The organism is Rothia sp. P5764, assembly GCF_048512965.1.
GTDB lineage: Bacteria > Actinomycetota > Actinomycetes > Actinomycetales > Micrococcaceae > Rothia.
Genome location: NZ_JBLXXQ010000001.1, coordinates 136,352 through 152,797 on the forward strand (window position 1 = coordinate 136,352; position 16,446 = coordinate 152,797).

Here is a 16,446-nt window from a genome sequence, read left to right on the forward strand (position 1 = left end):
AATTTTAGGCAAGGAGGTCTACTGTTTCTTGCGCGGTAGCAAGACCACAACAAGCACAAGGAGCGCGCCAGCGAGCAAGAGCAGATTATTGAAAAGAGACATATCGGCACCCGGTTCGACCGTCTCTTGGCTAATGAGCGGGTCCTGAGCCGGCTCAACTCTCGCGGATTGGGGGGCCTGTAGGACCCGATCCGAAGCTGAGGGCGCGGGTTTTTTAGAGTCTTGAGGTGCCTGCTTGACCTGGGCTGGGGCAGGAGCCACGCGAACAATCCTGCTCAGTTGAGAACTACTGTTGTTAGCGCCTGTCAGCCCACCAGCGGCTGGATTTTGGGCCCTGCCCAAGACACCAGCCTGACTCGTGACACCAAGTTGGGTTCCCACACTAGCCCTGCTCAGTCCAGTAGCCTGCACAGCATTGCCACCGGCTAGCACCTTGCTCCAGGTAGCTGACTTACCAGTATCCTGGGACTCTTGCGCTACTTTAAGGCTGGCCCACCCCATCAATTTGCCAAAGCTCTCTTGATCACCGCTCTGGACGACAAACTTGTAATCCCCTGCTGCCAAACTCTCAGGCATGGAGTAGTGGATGCTTCTGTCTTGATCTAGCTGTTGCCATGTACTGCCCCAGCGTGCTCGAATCGAACCACCCAGGTAGGGATTGACCCTTACCCACTGGCCGGGCTCTGCTTGGGGAACTGTCACAGAAATCTTGAGATCATCTCGCTTAACCATGACCTCATTGCGGGGGCTAGAGGTAATCTCCTCTTCACTAAGCACATCAGGCATTCTGGTGGGAGCATACTTACCGACGATAAAGTCCAGGGTGCCAGTTCCACCGTAGGAAACCCTCATGTCACCAGCTTGAAGCGAACCTGCCAAGAGCCGTAAGCTGTGAGCTCCCTCAGAGAGCCCCGGTTCTGAGTCACTGCCATCAGCGGCAGGAAGCTGAATCCAGGTATCAATTTCTCCGGTTTTGGGGTCAGGTTCGATAATCGCCCAGATAGTCTTATTGCTATGAACCGCCGTATCTCGGTGCGAGATAGCGGCATCATCAATCTTAACCGCTATACGGGGTGCTCCCTTACCTTGGGGGTTACACCAGCCCTGCCCCAGCAGGTGCAAGCTACCGCCTGCCTGAACCGTCTTTTGGGCCAGCCGGGCCGAAGGTGAGGCCTGCTCGGTCTGGCAAGTGACCTGGTCATCTTTCTTCCCCTCCTGAGAGGCAAGCCCATTAACCGGCACCGGCTCAGAACGAGCTGAACGCCGGGTATCTCCGGGGGCAAAGCGACCAGAAAGGGTCTGGACTGCCAGATACTGCCCAGCTTGGGCCTGGCGCAAGGGTTCTGGCACCTCTAGCTCTAGATCAAAGGAACCATCTGAACTGATGAGATAGATGCCCTCTTGAGGATTAGCCACCGACGCATCATCTGTTAGCAGTGCCCAAATAGTCCGGTCCTCCCCCAGCTCAGCTTGCCCCAGGGTTCTCAGATAGGCGTTTTGGGCACTGTTATCTGCCCTCTCATAGAAAGTATCCTGACCGGAGGCCAGTTTGAGGGCTACGACGGACCCGCCCTGACCTTGGCCTTTAACCCAGCCCTGGCCCCGCACCCGGATTTTTTCACCAGATTGGTAGGGCTTAATGAACAGCGAGGCCTGACCGGCGCTTAGCTTGGTCCATTGGCTGGTATCAGGGGCAGGGGCCGGCGAATCAGGCTCGCCTTCAATGGTTACCGGTAGTACCAGGGCTCGCATAGCATCCCCGGCCTTGCCTGAACCTGTCAGAAAATGGAAAATATGCTCAGAGCCTGGCTCCCACTCTTGATCAAAACCGTTAGCCAGGCTGGGGTAGTCGAGAGTGAGCTTGAAGCTACCATCGTCCTCCGCCGTAAAAGTTTTGAGGATATCACTGCCGCCCCGGGTCAAACCCCTCTTGTCTGCCTTGAGGGTAATGGTAGAACCACCCCCTTCTGGGTGTAGCCAGCCGCTACCGGTCACCTCTATAGTCTGCCCAAATTTTATGGAATCTGGCCCTTTGACTGTAGCCCCCTCGGGGCTAGTGACCTCTACCTGCGGGCTGGCCTCCAGCGCATGAGCACCTAAGCCTAGTCCAGAGGGATCTATACTGGGTTGCACCAGGGCAGGACAGAGGACCAAACCCGATGAAAGAGTAAGCGCGGCTAGGTAGCGACGCCCTCGAATAGCTTTGGGAGAGTTTTGACTCATCACGAATTCTTACCTAACGCTCGTTATTTTCTAGGGACCTTGAGAATCTACCGGGCAGAATCTGTCAGTAATACCTCACGGATATTCTCAGCAATTCCCTTCATGAGCAAGGGACCACCTGTTGATGTCCATAGCGAGCCGTCAACCAAAATAATATGGTCCTGACGATAGGCTTTGAGATCGGTAAAGCCTGATGTCTCTTGAGCAGCCTCTAAAGCTACTTGCGCGCCCTGACGATCAGCCCCGGTCTCGGAGTGGGGGTTATCTTGGCTGGCACCACCCAAGGTGCCAAAAAACATATAGTCAGCATCAATGAGAGATAGGTTCTCCAGGGATACAGGTTCAGAATGCCCCCTACCCAAACGATCCTGACCAGCAGGTCTGGCCAATTTAAGGTCTGAAAGCACCTGACCGGCCGGTAGTTCCTTAAGAATCAGAGAGGGCCCGCCCCCCTGCCAGCGAACTACAGAAAAGGTTTTATCCGAGTATTGAGGGGCAAGTTCTTGGGCTAAAGAACGTGTCAGCTGGGCATATTCATCTTTAACCTGCTGGCCCCGATCTTGCAGATTCAGTGCCTGGGCCACAAAGTCCAGATTGGTCTGCCACGGACCACCGGCATACCCACAAAAAACCAAGGGAGCTATGGCCTTTAAAATATCCAGAACATCGGGCCGGTTATTGATACTGGTGCCATCAGCCAAGATCAAATCTGGCTTAAGAGCCCCAATGGCCTCATAGTTGAGCTCCGAGACAGAACCCAGGATTTTAATATCTGCTGCTTTATCTTGAAGATAGTGGGGTACTGTTGCCTGCCCCCTGCCTGAAACTGTACCCGCCGGCATAACCCCTAAGGCCAAGGCCGCATCTAGGGTCGGTTCAGAGAGAGTCACTACTTTCTGAGGTCGCTCAGGCAACCTGACCTCATTACCTTCAACATCTACTACAATCCGGCTGGCTCCAGACTGAGCGGCCGATGAGGTCTCCGCCTGTGAGCAGGCGGTAAGCCCGCTTGCTGCCGCTAAACCTGTTGTCAGAAAAAAAGTACGTCTATTAAGGGGTAACAAAGTGAAGCCTCAGAAAGTGGTTGGGATAATAAGCTAAGCCTTACCTTACTTTATTGAGTCATGGGCTTCAAGCAGAAGCAGGGCGCAAAAAGGTGCCCTCCCCCAAATAATAATGGGAAAGGGCACCTTGAAAAGTCAGCACCAGGTCTGACTCATCTCTAGGGCTTACTTAGCCTTTTCGATGATCTCCACGACGCGCCAGCGCTTGGTAGCGGATAGCGGACGGGTCTCAGCCAAGAGAACCAGGTCACCAATACCAGCAGTGTTCTGCTCATCGTGTGCCTTGATCTTGGAACTACGGCGCATAACCTTGCCGTACAGTGCGTGCTTCACGCGGTCCTCGACCTCAACGACTACAGTCTTGTCCATCTTGTCGGACACAACGTAGCCGCGGCGAGTCTTGCGGTAGCCGCGCTCTTCAGTCTTTACTTCACTCATGTGATTTAACCTTCGGTTGCGGGACGAATACCGAGCTCGCGTTCGCGAAGCACAGTGTAAATACGTGCAATGTCGCGCTTGACCGAGCGGATACGACCGGGATTTTCAAGCTGACCAGTGGCTGCCTGGAAACGGAGGTTGAATAGCTCCTCCTTCGACGCACGCAGCTTCTCTACCAGATTCTCGTTGGAGAGCTCTGCGAGGTTGTCGATGCTCAGATCCTTTGATCCAACTGCCATTTCTATTCACCACCTTCGCGACGCACAACGCGTGCCTTCATCGGGAGCTTGTGGATTGCGAGGCGCATAGCTTCGCGAGCCACTTCTTCGGATACACCGGAGAGTTCGAACATAACTCGACCGGGCTTTACGTTTGCGACCCACCATTCGGGTGAACCCTTACCGGAACCCATACGGGTTTCAGCAGGCTTCTTGGTTAGCGGACGGTCGGGATAAATATTGATCCAAACCTTACCGCCACGCTTGATGTGACGGGTCATTGCAATACGTGCAGCTTCAATCTGACGGTTGGTGACGTATGCGGGAGTCAGAGCCTGAATGCCCCACTCACCGAACGCTACCTCGGTGCCACCCTTAGCCATACCTGAACGCTTGGGGTGATGCTGCTTGCGGTACTTAACTCGACGGGGAATTAGCATTTATGCCTCACCGTTTTCTGCAGTCTTTGCTTCAGCGGGTGCTGAAGCGTTGTCGGAACGACGTTCACGGCGGGGCCCACGGCCACCTGCACGACGACGGTCGCCACCACGGTTGTTGCCGCGACGGTTACCAGAAGCCTGCTGTGCAGCAAGCTCCTTGTCGGTGAGGTCACCCTTGTAGATCCATACCTTGACGCCAATACGGCCGAAGGTGGTCTTTGCTTCGAAGAAACCGTAGTCGATGTTCGCACGCAGGGTGTGCAGGGGCACACGGCCTTCGCGGTAGAACTCTGAACGTGACATTTCAGCGCCACCCAGACGGCCGGAGCACTGGATACGGATACCCTTAGCACCTGCACGCTGTGCGGACTGGATTGCCTTCTTCATTGCGCGGCGGAATGCTACGCGTGAAGCAAGCTGCTCTGCGATGCCCTGGGCAACCAGCTGAGCTGACAGATCGGGGTTAGCAACCTCGAGGATGTTCAGCTGAATCTGCTTGCCGGTGAGCTTCTCGAGCTCGCCACGGATACGGTCTGCTTCGGCGCCGCGGCGGCCGATAACGATACCGGGGCGTGCGGTGTGGATGTCCACACGAACACGGTCACGGGTACGCTCGATCTCAACCTTTGCGATGCCTGCGCGTTCCATACCCTTTGACAGGAGTTCACGAATCTTTACATCTTCGCGAACGTAGTCTGCGTAGCGTTCGCCTTCCTTGTTGGAGTCAGCGAACCACTTTGAAACGTGGTTGGTGGTGATACCAAGTCGGAAACCGTTGGGGTTAATTTTCTGACCCATTTAGCGGCCCTCCTCCTTCTCCGGGGTAGCAACTACCACGGTGATGTGGCTGGTGCGCTTGTTGATGCGGAACGCACGGCCCTGGGCACGAGGCTGGAATCGCTTCATGGTGGGACCTTCGTTCGCGTATGCTTCGCTGATGAACAGCTCCTCTTCCTTGAAGGGCAGACCCTGCTGGGTCGCCTTCTGGCGAGCGTTTGCAACAGCTGATGCAACGATCTTGTATACCGGTTCTGAAGCGCCCTGAGGAGCGAACTTCAGAATCGCCAGAGCCTCTTCCGCCTGCTTGCCACGGATAAGGTTGATGACGCGGCGTGCCTTCATAGGCGTAACGCGTACGTACGACGCAGTTGCCTTGGCTTCCATTGCCTATCTCTCTTTCGTCTATTGCCGAAAGGGAAACGTATCTAAAAACGGTTACCCGTTCTTAGCGACGCTTGCCCTTGCGGTCGTCCTTAACGTGGCCACGGAAAGTACGGGTCGGTGCAAACTCGCCGAGCTTGTGTCCGACCATGGACTCAGTGATGAACACGGGTACGTGCTTGCGTCCGTCGTGCACTGCGATGGTATGACCGAGCATGTCGGGAATAATCATCGAGCGGCGGGACCAAGTCTTGATAACGTTCTTGGTGCCCTTCTCGTTCTGAGCTGCAACCTTTACAAAAAGGTGCTGATCAACGAAAGGGCCCTTCTTCAAACTACGAGGCATGTTTCAGGCTCCTTAGCGCTTCTTGCCAGTACGACGGCGACGAACAATGAGCTTGTCGCTTTCCTTGTTGGGGCGGCGGGTGCGGCCCTCGGGCTTACCGTTGGGGTTAACCGGGTGACGGCCACCTGAGGTCTTACCCTCACCACCACCGTGGGGGTGGTCAACGGGGTTCATGACGACACCGCGAACGGTCGGGCGGATGCCCTTCCAGCGGTTACGGCCTGCTTTACCCCAGTTGATGTTTGACTGCTCAGCGTTACCAACCGAACCAACGGTTGCGCGGCAACGGACATCAACGTTGCGGATTTCGCCGGAGGGCAGACGCAGCTGAGCGTACTTACCTTCCTTTGCAACCAGCTGGATAGATGCGCCAGCTGAGCGGCCCATCTTGGCACCGCCACCGGGGCGGAGCTCAACAGCGTGGATCACGGTACCCACAGGGATGTTACGCAGGGGCAGGTTGTTGCCGGGCTTAATATCGGCCGCGGGACCTGACTCAACGATGTCGCCCTGAGCAAGCTTGTTGGGGGCGATGATGTAACGCTTGGTGCCATCAACGTAGTGGAGCAGTGCGATGCGAGCGGTACGGTTGGGATCGTACTCGATGTGTGCAACGCGTGCGTCAACACCGTCCTTGTCGTGACGACGGAAGTCGATCAGACGGTACTGGCGCTTGTGTCCACCACCCTTGTGACGGGTGGTGATGCGACCGGTGTTGTTACGGCCGCCCTTCTTGGGGAGCGGACGGACCAGGGACTTTTCCGGGGTTGAGCGGGTGATTTCTGCGAAATCTGATACGCTCGAGCCACGGCGACCCGGGGTCGTCGGCTTGTGTTTACGAATACCCATTTAGATATTTCTTTCCTTCGCTAAAGTGGTCTCCGGAGCCTATGCTACCGGACCGCCGAAGAGGTCGATTGCGCCTTCTTTGAGGGTTACAATCGCACGCTTGGTGTTCTTACGAGCACCCCAACCGTGGCGGGTGCGCTTGCGCTTGCCTGCACGGTTGGCGGTGTTGATGGAAGCAACCTTGACATCGAAGATGGTCTCGATGGCCTGCTTGATTTCCAGCTTGTTGGAGCGGGGGTCTACGAGGAAGGTGTACTTACCTTCGTCGAGCTGACCGTAGCTCTTTTCCGACACGACGGGAGCGATAATCACGTCGCGGGGATCCTTGAAAGTTGAGGTGGTAACAGACATTACTTAGCAGCCTCTTTCTTGGCCTTGGAAGCAACTGCGACAAATACGTCGTAGGCATCCTTGGTGAAGATAACGTCATCTGAGATCAGAACATCGTAGGTGTTCAGCTGATCTGCGTAGATAACGTGTACGTTCTCCAGGTTGCGTGCTGACAGTGCTACCAGGTCGTCCTTGCGGTCGATGACAACCAGTGCATTCTTGCGGCTGGTGATCTCTGCGATTGCTGCCTTAGCTGCCTTAGTGGAAGGCTTGGGGCCTTCAACCAGGGTTTCGACAACGTGAACGCGATCGTGACGAGCGCGATCGGAGAGAGCGCCGCGCAGGGCAGCTGCAATCATCTTCTTGGGGGTCCGCTGAGCGTAGCTACGAGGGGTCGGGCCATGTACAACGCCACCACCGGTCATGTGGGGGGCGCGAATGGAGCCCTGACGTGCACGGCCGGTACCCTTCTGCTTGAAGGGCTTACGGCCTGCGCCGGAAACTTCGCCGCGGTTCTTGGTCTTGTGAGTACCCTGACGAGCTGCTGCGAGCTGGGCAACTACCACCTGGTGAAGCAGGGGTACAGATGCCTGAGCGTCGAAGATATCAGCGGGCAGGTCTACCTTTACGGTCTTGACAGCCATGGTGTATTAGGCTCCCTTCACAGCGGTGCGAACCAGAACAACGCCGCCCTTAGGACCGGGGATTGCGCCCTTGATCAAAAGAACATTGTTTTCTGCATCTACACCCTGAATAGTGAGGTTCATGGTGGTGTGGCGTGCAGCGCCCATACGGCCTGCCATGCGCATACCCTTGAACACGCGTGCGGGGTATGATGCGCCACCGATTGAGCCGGGCTTACGGTGGTTCTTGTGGGCACCGTGTGATGCACCTACACCTGCGAAGCCGTGACGCTTCATAACACCGGCGAAGCCCTTACCCTTGGTCTTGCCTACTACGTCAACCTTCTGGCCAGCTTCGAAGAGCTCAACGGTCAGTTCCTGACCGAGTGAGTATTCTGCAGCGTCTGAGGTGCGGAGTTCAACGAGGTGACGGCGAGGAGTTACGCCTGCCTTCTCGAAGTGACCGGCGAGGGGCTTGGTTACCTTACGAGCTTCGATAGCACCGAAACCGATCTGGATAGCTTCGTAGCCATCGGTTTCAGCCTTGCGCAGCTGGGTAACAACGTTTGAATCGGCCTTGACGACAGTAACGGGCACGAATTTGCCGTTTTCGTCCCAGACCTGGGTCATGCCAAGCTTGGTGCCCAGCAGGCCCTTAACCTGGCGCTCGAACTTGTTAGTCATTTAGATGCGATCCTCTACAGCTTGATTTCGATGTTTACGTCTGCCGGAAGGTCAAGACGCATGAGGGCATCAACAGCCTTGGGGGTCGGATCAACGACGTCGATCAGACGCTTGTGCGTGCGCATTTCAAAGTGCTCGCGGCTGTCCTTGTACTTGTGAGGCGAACGGATAACGCAGTACACGTTCTTTTCGGTGGGTAGGGGCACGGGGCCAACTACCGTAGCGCCTGCACGCGTAACTGTCTCAACGATTTTCCGAGCTGAAGAATCAATGACCTCGTGGTCGTATGACTTCAGACGGATGCGGATTTTCTGTCCCGCCATCTGTCGGACTCTCTTTCTTGTCTACTTCCCTGTAACGGAGCGGTTGCTCCTTTTTATGGCGCTTAAGGTAAAGAGATGAATCTTCATTTCTTTCGCGCCGCCTCTAACAGGCTGAATCCGGCATCTGCCGGGTTCCTCACCCTGCCGAGGCACCGACCCCCGAACTCGGGCGTGTCGCCTATGCAATGCATAAAAAGCGCGCACTATTCCCTCGAACTGATCGATTGGGTCATATTTGGGTTTGCCTTCACCATCTATCAGAACTGCTATCTGGCTACTTTCAGCGGGCAAACGCTTGAACAACGTACTCAATCATGCCAGAGTTATCTATTCTTAGCAAGATTTTCTTTCTTGAAGTGTTCAGACCCACATATGTTAACAGGTACCCTGCTAGAGCCACCCCTCAAAGAGCCTCCCTGAGATCAGAGGTTTCCAAGATGCAAGGACTCAAAAGGCTACACAATGTAAAAGGGCTGGCCCCGCAGATTACTCTGCGGGGCCAGCCCTTGCGCTTCTACCCTAGGGGTAGTTGCAGATCTTAGGGTAAGTCAGACTTACTTGATGATCTTGGTTACGCGACCTGAACCGACGGTGCGGCCGCCTTCGCGGATTGCGAAGCCCAGGCCCTCTTCCATAGCGATTTCCTGGATGAGCTCAACGGTCATCTCAGTGTTGTCGCCGGGCATAACCATTTCGGTGCCCTCGGGAAGGGTGATAACACCGGTAACGTCGGTGGTGCGGAAGTAGAACTGAGGACGGTAGTTCGAGTAGAAGGGGTTGTGGCGGCCGCCTTCATCCTTGGAAAGGATGTAAACGTTAGCCTCGAACTGGGTGTGGGGGGTGATTGAGCCGGGAGCAACAACAACCTGACCACGCTCTACGTCATCGCGCTTGAGACCGCGAAGCAGCAGACCACAGTTCTCGCCTGCCCAAGCTTCGTCGAGCTGCTTGTGGAACATCTCGATACCGGTAACGGTGGTCTTCTGGATGGGGCGGATACCAACGATCTCAACTTCGGAGTTGATCTTGAGGGTACCGCGCTCTGCACGGCCGGTAACAACGGTACCGCGACCGGTGATGGTGAAGACGTCCTCGATGGGCATGAGGAAGGGCTTGTCCTTCTCACGTACGGGGTCGGGAATGTAGTTGTCAACCTCGTCCATGAGCTCTTCAACCTTAGCAACCCACTCGGGGTCACCTTCCAGAGCCTTCAGAGCGGAAACGCGAACAACAGGAGCGTTGTCGCCATCGAATTCCTGTGAGGACAGAAGTTCGCGAACTTCCATCTCAACCAGGTCGAGAAGTTCTTCATCTTCAACCATGTCTGACTTGTTGAGAGCAACAAGCAGGGTGGGAACGCCAACCTGGCGAGCCAGCAGAACGTGCTCGCGGGTCTGTGCCATGGGGCCGTCGGTGGCAGCAACAACCAGGATTGCGCCGTCCATCTGAGCAGCACCGGTGATCATGTTCTTGACGTAGTCAGCGTGGCCGGGAGCGTCAACGTGTGCGTAGTGGCGCTTCTCGGTCTGGTACTCGATGTGAGCAATGTTAATGGTAATACCGCGCTGGCGCTCTTCGGGAGCGGAGTCGATCATACCGAAGTCGCGCTTCTCGTTCAGGTCAGGGTACTTGTCTGCAAGAACCTTAGAGATAGCAGCGGTCAGAGTAGTCTTACCGTGGTCAACGTGACCAATAGTACCGACGTTTACGTGAGGCTTGGAGCGCTCGAACTTAGCTTTTGCCAAGAGTTTTTCCTCCTATAGAGAAGATTTGAGAACCTGCACTCGGGTTTGATACCGGCGCACTCCGCCATAGAAGGCGGTCTAGCTACCACAATAGCGGATAAGGCCGGTCAGGCGAAACCCAGAGAGGTTCATTTATTAGGTTTTTTGAAAAGCGGTACGGCTCACATTAAGCGAGCCGTACCAGGGCGAGAATTATTCGCCGCGGCTCTTCTGAATGATTTCATCAGCGACGTTCTTGGGAACCTCTGAGTAGCTGTCGAACTCCATGGAGAAGACGGCACGACCCTGGGTCTTTGAACGGAGGTCACCGATGTAACCGAACATTTCTGACAGCGGAACAAGAGCGTGAACGATCTTGACGCCTGCTGCATCTTCCATCGACTGGATCTGACCGCGGCGTGAGTTCAGGTCGCCGATCACGTCGCCCATGTACTCTTCCGGGGTACGAACTTCAACAGCCATCAGGGGTTCAAGCAGAACCGGGTTAGCGCGACGTGCGCCTTCCTTGAAGACCATTGAGCCAGCAATCTTGAAGGCCATTTCTGATGAGTCAACGTCGTGGTAAGCGCCGTCAATCAGAGTAGCCTTGACACCGACTACGGGGTAGCCAGCCAAGATACCCAGCTGCATTGCGTCCTGGATACCGGCATCAACAGAGGGGATGTATTCGCGGGGAACGCGACCACCGGTAACGACGTTATCAAACTCGTAGAGCTCTTCTGCGTCCAGGGGAACGGGTTCGAAGGAAACCTGAACCTTAGCGAACTGACCAGAACCACCGGTCTGTTTCTTGTGGGTGTAGTCAACCTTCTCGACAGCCTTGGTGATGGTTTCGCGGTAGGCAACCTGGGGCTTACCCACATTTGCTTCAACCTTGAATTCACGCTTCATACGGTCAACGATGATGTCCAGGTGGAGCTCGCCCATACCGCCAATTTCGGTCTGGCCGGTTTCTTCGTTGAGTGAAACAGTGAAGGTGGGGTCTTCTGCAGAAAGCTTCTGAATCGCAGTTGACATCTTCTCCTGGTCACCCTTGGTCTTGGGCTCAATGGCCACGAAGATCACGGGTGCGGGGAAGGTCATGGATTCCAGAACCACGGGGTTAGCAATATCGCAGAGGGTGTCACCGGTGGTGGTGTCCTTCAGGCCGATAGCTGCGTAGATGTGGCCTGCCTGGATCTCTTCAACAGGGTTCTCCTTGTTGGAGTGCATCTGGAAGAGCTTACCAATACGTTCCTTCTTACCCTTGGTGGCGTTCAGAACCTGCTGGCCCTGTGCAGCCTTACCGGAGTAAACGCGGATGTAGGTCAGCTGACCGTAGAAGGGGTGTGCTGCGACCTTGAAGGCCAGAGCCGCGAAAGGCTCATCTGCTGAGGGCTTGCGGGTTACTTCTGCCTCTTCGTCGGTGGGCAGGTGACCAACCATAGCAGGAACATCCAGCGGTGAGGGCAGATAATCCAGAACAGCGTCAAGCATGGGCTGCACGCCGCGGTTCTTGAATGCTGAACCACACAGAACCGGGTAAGCCTCATTGTTGACGGTCAGCTGACGGATACCGGCCTTGATTTCCTCAAGGGTCAGTTCCTCGCCTTCCAGATACTTGTTCATGAGCTCTTCAGAGGACTCAGCTACAGCTTCAACCAGCTGTGAACGGTACTCTTCGGCCTTCTCAACCAAGTCCGCAGGAATCTCGCGGGTTTCGTAGGAAGCGCCCATGGTAACGTCGCCCTTGGCATCGCCGGGCCATACATAGGCCTGCATCGTGAGCAGGTCAACGACGCCAATGAAGTCGTTTTCAGCGCCGATGGGGAGCTGTAGGACCAGAGGAGTTGCGCCCAGACGCTTGACGATGGTGTCTACGGTGAAGTAGAAGTCAGCGCCCAGCTTGTCCATCTTGTTGACGAAGCAGATGCGGGGAACTTCGTACTTGTCAGCCTGACGCCAAACGGTTTCAGACTGAGGCTCAACGCCTTCCTTACCGTCGAACACGGCTACAGCGCCGTCGAGGACGCGCAGTGAACGCTCAACCTCAACAGTGAAGTCAACGTGGCCGGGGGTATCGATGATGTTGATCTGGTTGTTCTTCCAGAAGCAGGTGGTAGCCGCGGAGGTAATGGTAATACCGCGTTCCTGTTCCTGAGCCATCCAGTCCATGGTTGACGCACCGTCGTGGGTTTCACCAATCTTGTGGTTAATACCGGTGTAGAAGAGGATGCGTTCGGTTGTGGTGGTCTTACCGGCGTCAATGTGCGCCATAATACCAATGTTGCGGACCTTTTTTAGGTCTGTAAGCACGTCTAGTGCCACTTTGTTCTCCCTTGTGAGAAACTCCGATAGCCTACCGCTATGTACTTTTGTACATAGCGGCAGGCTACGAAAAAATTACCAGCGGTAGTGTGCGAAGGCCTTGTTGGACTCTGCCATCTTGTGAGTGTCTTCGCGACGCTTCACAGCTGCACCGAGACCGTTGGAAGCATCCAGGATCTCGTTCATGAGACGCTCGGTCATGGTCTTCTCGCGACGAAGCTTTGAGAAGCCAACGAGCCAGCGAAGAGCCAATGCGGTTGCACGGCCTGCGCGAACCTCGACGGGGACCTGGTAGGTCGCACCGCCAACGCGGCGTGAGCGGACCTCAAGTGAAGGCTTGACGTTGTCCATAGCCTTCTTGAGGGTTGCTACGGGATCTGCGCCGGTCTTCTGAGCAACGCCTTCGAGTGCACCATAAACGATGCGCTCAGCGGTTGACTTCTTGCCGTCCAGCAGAACCTTGTTGATGAGCTGGGTGACCAGCGGTGAACCGTAAACAGGATCGTTTACGAGGGGACGCTTAGGAGCGGGACCCTTACGAGGCATTACTTCTTCTCCTTCTTTGCGCCGTAGCGTGAACGAGCCTGACCGCGGCCCTTAACGCCCTGGGTATCCAGTGCGCCACGTACAATCTTGTAACGAACACCGGGGAGGTCCTTCACACGACCACCGCGCACCAGCACGATGGAGTGTTCCTGAAGGTTGTGGCCCTCACCGGGGATGTATGCGGTAACCTCGATGCCGCCGTTGAGCTTAACACGTGCGACCTTACGCAGTGCTGAGTTCGGCTTCTTCGGGGTAGTGGTGTATACACGGGTGCATACGCCACGCTTCATGGGGTTGCCCTTAAGTGCGGGCGCCTTGGTCTTGACGACCTTGGGTGCACGGCCCTTACGGACCAACTGCTGAATTGTAGGCACTTGTTCTCCGTTTGGTTTCGGCTGGGCTGTTAGGCTCAACCGGCTTTACTTGCCTTCTGCAACTTGGAAATAAGTGCAAAAGAAATTCTTACGCTTAGCAGAATGTACCCAGACATAACAAAAAATGGCATTTAGGCCTCAAGATCACTTTTCGACCGAAGTCGAGAGTGAACAAGGCCAAAGGACGGTGTCCATTCTGCCATTGGTTCTCATGTACTGAGCTAGGAGCTTACGCCACTGCTAAGTACTCCAGGTATGACTATAGCCTGTTTTGCGCGCTTTAATCTACCCCAAAGCCTGCTCAACCTCAGCTTTAAACCCGCGATCGTGGTGATATGAGGCACTTAAGACAGGTTCTACCCTCCATTTACCTACAAAAATGGTGCCCGCCCCTCACATAGAAGAGGGACGGGCACCGCAAGAAGTCACAAGGTGCTAGCTGACCTTAAACTCCCGGCTGGTTCCAGTAAAGGGAGTAATCTTTCCGTTGGCTTGCTTTGAATCACCGTAGTAGACAAGGCGATAAGTACCGGGCAGAGCCTCCTCAGGTACCTGCCATTCAATGCTGACACGCGATTGGGCAGCCCAGTGCCGCCGCCAATGGAACTTGGTATTGGGGTCGTTATCGGCTGCAACCCTCACCCAACTGTCCCCTTGCTTTCGCTGAACCTCAAGATAGGTGGCGTTGAGCTTGTGATTATTATTGGGGTGCGCGCCCACAAAGAGAGCGCTTACCTGGCCCCCAGTATGAGTATCACGCGGTTGAGCCAAAACCTTGCCATAGTAGTTACCCCAGCCGGGGCTGTCATACCAGACCTTGCCGACAGTCGACTCCATAGGCTTGCGCATAAGAGGCTTATCACCAATATTCAGTTCTGTACCCTCTTTCAGGGAGCTACCCACAGTCTGCAAGACCTGACGGAAGGCACCCATCTCGTTGATGCCAAAGACAGTTGCTCCGCCTTCATACTGCTGGGTCACATATTCCTGAGGCGTGGTCACATAATGGCTATAAGCATTAGTGTAGCCCTGAACAATGATATGAGATACATCTACCCCAAACAGTTCTGCCATATCCTGCCGGTATTGCGCCCCCACAGCGCTCGTCAGTTCACCGGGCATACCCAAAAGGTAGTAGTCACCAAAACGCATGACCTGAACCGGTAACTTTTGCTGGATCTGCTGATGAACCGCCAAAAGATTTGCCTTAGGGTACTGGCAGGCGGTCAAGTCCGAGGATGCGCTATAGGCAAGCCAGTTAAAGCCGCTCCACACCTTATTAGCATTTACCCCCTCATTGAAACCATCAGCTCCCGGCCCATCTTCCACACTGCCGGCTGCGAAAGGTGCACCCAGGGAAGCATTACAGGTTCGCCCGGCATAACCAGTGCCCGTGAACTGCTGGCTCACATTTACTGAAGAGAAATCCGTATACGTAATTCGGGAGTCCAAGCCCCGGCCAAGGGGCACTCCGGGGTTTGCCAACTGCTGCCGGACGGCATCAGCCTGGCGGCTACCCTGGATCTTCAGGTTTTCAAACTGATCATCGGTGGGGCCCATTCCAGGTTTCAACCAGGTATTGGGTGAGACATCACCAGCGCTACTATTAGCAAAAGCAGCCACAAAATCAGGCTGATCACTTTCCTGATTAAGGTCCACCCCGTGATCGACCGTCTCTAGCAGGTACTCGGCATAGCCCTTATTATCAGAAGAAACCAGAGTATTTTGGTTGGTCAAAGACGTAGCATGCACCGCATACCAGTTGAGAACCGCCCGGGTTACCCCATTGTGCTCGAACCGAAAAGTAGTGCTGGAAGGATCTACACCATCAGTCAACATCCGCAAAAGTTCCGGAGGATCTTGCCGCTGAGCAACAGCCGAACGGTTGACACCGACCCCGGTCAATTCAGACTGGGAGACCGTGACGTTCCCGGGCGCTAGATCAGCAAGAGCCTGGCGAATAGCGCGCATGGAGCCAGTGACCTGAGCATCAAAAGTAGCCTTGTGGAAGCCCAAGGTAGTGATGTTATAGAGGGCATCCTTACTCACTCCCCCAGGAGTGGCATGCGTATGGCTGGCTGTAATCATGATATTGGCCTCTGAAAACTCAGGGCCAAACTCAGCTCGAATCTGATCCACCAAAGCCTCACGCAGACTACCCCAACCACTGAGAGCGTCCAAAACCACTATCAGGTTACGTTGCCCGTCTACCGGATCAATCACAACAAAGGCACGGGCATACTGACGAGTATGCAGACCGCTGCCCTTCTGTGTGGCCGTCCCATAGCCAATAAAGCCCACCTCAGCTACCTCACCGGTAATATCGGAAACCCCGGCTCCCACCAAAAAAGGATTAAGCTCTGTTGGCTGACTAGAACGGATTAGGTCCGAGACGCTGGCAGCGCTGACTGTCGCGGGGGTTACCTGGTTGGCAGCCTCTGCAGGCATCAGAGAGCTACCGGCGACAAGAGCCAACGTAGCACCCAGGGTAGCTATCCCCGCCCCTATTCTCTTCTTTGACATCATGGTGACCTCAATATGTGCGATTGCTTTGTACTAAGCAATAGAGTGATATGTACGGTTATAGACTACGCCTCCACAGACACCCTTGAGCCTCAGAAAAACGGCAAGGAAAGCCAGACCCCGATTTTGATGCAGGTCAGCACCCAAACCCGATCGAATGTTACTTTCCGCACGCACCGATAGTCCATCGACCGCTCGCCGCCTCATCAGCCAAGCCTCCTCCCCCTCCTTTTCAGAGCTCCTCTCCCAAAG

General features: G+C 55.2%; 18 protein-coding genes. All 18 read right to left on the bottom strand.

What is annotated here, in order from left to right; genetic code table 11:
* Positions 1-18 precede the first annotated feature (18 nt).
* The 18 genes from ACN08Y_RS00640 to ACN08Y_RS00725 all read right to left on the bottom strand — a co-directional run bounded on the left by ACN08Y_RS00640 (position 19) and on the right by ACN08Y_RS00725 (position 16,194).
* Positions 19-2,223 carry a hypothetical protein gene (locus ACN08Y_RS00640; RefSeq protein ID WP_419111568.1) on the bottom strand — a complete coding sequence of 735 codons (2,205 nt, stop codon included), beginning with the start codon at positions 2,221-2,223 and terminating at the stop codon, positions 19-21.
* Between the two features lie 47 nt (positions 2,224-2,270).
* The gene (locus tag ACN08Y_RS00645; RefSeq protein ID WP_419104859.1) at positions 2,271-3,113 is read right to left on the bottom strand and encodes an ABC transporter substrate-binding protein; all 843 of its coding nucleotides are present in this window, start codon (positions 3,111-3,113) and stop codon (positions 2,271-2,273) included.
* 339 nt (positions 3,114-3,452) lie between these two features.
* Entirely contained in the window at positions 3,453-3,725 is a 273-nt protein-coding gene (gene rpsQ / locus ACN08Y_RS00650) for a 30S ribosomal protein S17 (RefSeq protein ID WP_419099297.1), read from the bottom strand.
* A gap of 5 nt (positions 3,726-3,730) precedes the next feature.
* Positions 3,731-3,964, bottom strand: a complete 234-nt coding sequence (gene rpmC / locus ACN08Y_RS00655; protein WP_419099296.1) for a 50S ribosomal protein L29 — start codon at positions 3,962-3,964, stop codon at positions 3,731-3,733.
* 2 nt (positions 3,965-3,966) lie between these two features.
* The gene (gene rplP / locus ACN08Y_RS00660) at positions 3,967-4,383 is read right to left on the bottom strand and encodes a 50S ribosomal protein L16 (RefSeq protein WP_135012890.1); all 417 of its coding nucleotides are present in this window, start codon (positions 4,381-4,383) and stop codon (positions 3,967-3,969) included.
* The gene (gene rpsC, locus ACN08Y_RS00665; RefSeq protein ID WP_419099295.1) at positions 4,384-5,181 is read right to left on the bottom strand and encodes a 30S ribosomal protein S3; all 798 of its coding nucleotides are present in this window, start codon (positions 5,179-5,181) and stop codon (positions 4,384-4,386) included. It lies immediately after the preceding gene.
* Positions 5,182-5,547: a 50S ribosomal protein L22 gene (gene rplV / locus ACN08Y_RS00670; RefSeq protein ID WP_419099294.1), complete on the bottom strand. Its 366-nt coding sequence runs from the start codon at positions 5,545-5,547 to the stop codon at positions 5,182-5,184.
* 61 nt (positions 5,548-5,608) lie between these two features.
* The gene (rpsS, locus tag ACN08Y_RS00675) at positions 5,609-5,890 is read right to left on the bottom strand and encodes a 30S ribosomal protein S19 (RefSeq protein ID WP_083090719.1); all 282 of its coding nucleotides are present in this window, start codon (positions 5,888-5,890) and stop codon (positions 5,609-5,611) included.
* A gap of 12 nt (positions 5,891-5,902) precedes the next feature.
* Positions 5,903-6,739: a 50S ribosomal protein L2 gene (rplB, locus tag ACN08Y_RS00680; protein ID WP_419099293.1), complete on the bottom strand. Its 837-nt coding sequence runs from the start codon at positions 6,737-6,739 to the stop codon at positions 5,903-5,905.
* A gap of 39 nt (positions 6,740-6,778) precedes the next feature.
* Positions 6,779-7,090, bottom strand: a complete 312-nt coding sequence (gene rplW, locus ACN08Y_RS00685; RefSeq protein WP_419111569.1) for a 50S ribosomal protein L23 — start codon at positions 7,088-7,090, stop codon at positions 6,779-6,781.
* Positions 7,090-7,713, bottom strand: coding sequence for a 50S ribosomal protein L4 (rplD, locus tag ACN08Y_RS00690; protein ID WP_419099291.1), 624 nt, complete (start codon positions 7,711-7,713; stop codon positions 7,090-7,092). Before rplD ends, rplW begins: the two co-directional genes overlap by 1 nt.
* 6 nt (positions 7,714-7,719) lie before the next feature.
* Positions 7,720-8,376 carry a 50S ribosomal protein L3 gene (rplC, locus tag ACN08Y_RS00695; protein ID WP_419099290.1) on the bottom strand — a complete coding sequence of 219 codons (657 nt, stop codon included), beginning with the start codon at positions 8,374-8,376 and terminating at the stop codon, positions 7,720-7,722.
* Positions 8,377-8,390: 14 nt separating this feature from the next.
* The gene (gene rpsJ / locus ACN08Y_RS00700) at positions 8,391-8,699 is read right to left on the bottom strand and encodes a 30S ribosomal protein S10 (RefSeq protein WP_068169589.1); all 309 of its coding nucleotides are present in this window, start codon (positions 8,697-8,699) and stop codon (positions 8,391-8,393) included.
* A gap of 554 nt (positions 8,700-9,253) precedes the next feature.
* Positions 9,254-10,444 carry an elongation factor Tu gene (gene tuf, locus ACN08Y_RS00705; RefSeq protein WP_419099289.1) on the bottom strand — a complete coding sequence of 397 codons (1,191 nt, stop codon included), beginning with the start codon at positions 10,442-10,444 and terminating at the stop codon, positions 9,254-9,256.
* A 192-nt stretch (positions 10,445-10,636) separates the two neighbouring features.
* Positions 10,637-12,751 carry an elongation factor G gene (gene fusA, locus ACN08Y_RS00710; protein ID WP_419099288.1) on the bottom strand — a complete coding sequence of 705 codons (2,115 nt, stop codon included), beginning with the start codon at positions 12,749-12,751 and terminating at the stop codon, positions 10,637-10,639.
* Between the two features lie 75 nt (positions 12,752-12,826).
* Positions 12,827-13,297, bottom strand: a complete 471-nt coding sequence (gene rpsG, locus ACN08Y_RS00715) for a 30S ribosomal protein S7 (protein WP_185174277.1) — start codon at positions 13,295-13,297, stop codon at positions 12,827-12,829.
* Complete coding sequence (gene rpsL / locus ACN08Y_RS00720) at positions 13,297-13,671, bottom strand: 30S ribosomal protein S12 (protein ID WP_419099287.1); 375 nt, start codon at positions 13,669-13,671, stop codon at positions 13,297-13,299. Before rpsL ends, rpsG begins: the two co-directional genes overlap by 1 nt.
* Before the next feature lie 435 nt (positions 13,672-14,106).
* On the bottom strand, positions 14,107-16,194 hold the full coding sequence (locus tag ACN08Y_RS00725; protein WP_419111570.1) for a neutral/alkaline non-lysosomal ceramidase N-terminal domain-containing protein: 2,088 nt from the start codon (positions 16,192-16,194) through the stop codon (positions 14,107-14,109).
* Between the last annotated feature and the right edge of the window lie 252 nt (positions 16,195-16,446).

What these genes read in the sequence shown, in the direction of transcription:
- ACN08Y_RS00640 (WP_419111568.1), bottom strand. Translation starts at nt 2,223, where the DNA reads ATGAGTCAAAACTCTCCCAAAGCTATTCGAGGGCGTCGCTACCTAGCC.
- rpsQ (WP_419099297.1), bottom strand. Translation starts at nt 3,725, where the DNA reads ATGAGTGAAGTAAAGACTGAAGAGCGCGGCTACCGCAAGACTCGCCGC.
- rpmC (WP_419099296.1), bottom strand. Translation starts at nt 3,964, where the DNA reads ATGGCAGTTGGATCAAAGGATCTGAGCATCGACAACCTCGCAGAGCTC.
- rplP (WP_135012890.1), bottom strand. Translation starts at nt 4,383, where the DNA reads ATGCTAATTCCCCGTCGAGTTAAGTACCGCAAGCAGCATCACCCCAAG.
- rpsC (WP_419099295.1), bottom strand. Translation starts at nt 5,181, where the DNA reads ATGGGTCAGAAAATTAACCCCAACGGTTTCCGACTTGGTATCACCACC.
- rplV (WP_419099294.1), bottom strand. Translation starts at nt 5,547, where the DNA reads ATGGAAGCCAAGGCAACTGCGTCGTACGTACGCGTTACGCCTATGAAG.
- rpsS (WP_083090719.1), bottom strand. Translation starts at nt 5,890, where the DNA reads ATGCCTCGTAGTTTGAAGAAGGGCCCTTTCGTTGATCAGCACCTTTTT.
- rplB (WP_419099293.1), bottom strand. Translation starts at nt 6,739, where the DNA reads ATGGGTATTCGTAAACACAAGCCGACGACCCCGGGTCGCCGTGGCTCG.
- rplW (WP_419111569.1), bottom strand. Translation starts at nt 7,090, where the DNA reads ATGTCTGTTACCACCTCAACTTTCAAGGATCCCCGCGACGTGATTATC.
- rplD (WP_419099291.1), bottom strand. Translation starts at nt 7,713, where the DNA reads ATGGCTGTCAAGACCGTAAAGGTAGACCTGCCCGCTGATATCTTCGAC.
- rplC (WP_419099290.1), bottom strand. Translation starts at nt 8,376, where the DNA reads ATGACTAACAAGTTCGAGCGCCAGGTTAAGGGCCTGCTGGGCACCAAG.
- rpsJ (WP_068169589.1), bottom strand. Translation starts at nt 8,699, where the DNA reads ATGGCGGGACAGAAAATCCGCATCCGTCTGAAGTCATACGACCACGAG.
- rpsG (WP_185174277.1), bottom strand. Translation starts at nt 13,297, where the DNA reads ATGCCTCGTAAGGGTCCCGCTCCTAAGCGTCCCCTCGTAAACGATCCT.
- ACN08Y_RS00725 (WP_419111570.1), bottom strand. Translation starts at nt 16,194, where the DNA reads ATGTCAAAGAAGAGAATAGGGGCGGGGATAGCTACCCTGGGTGCTACG.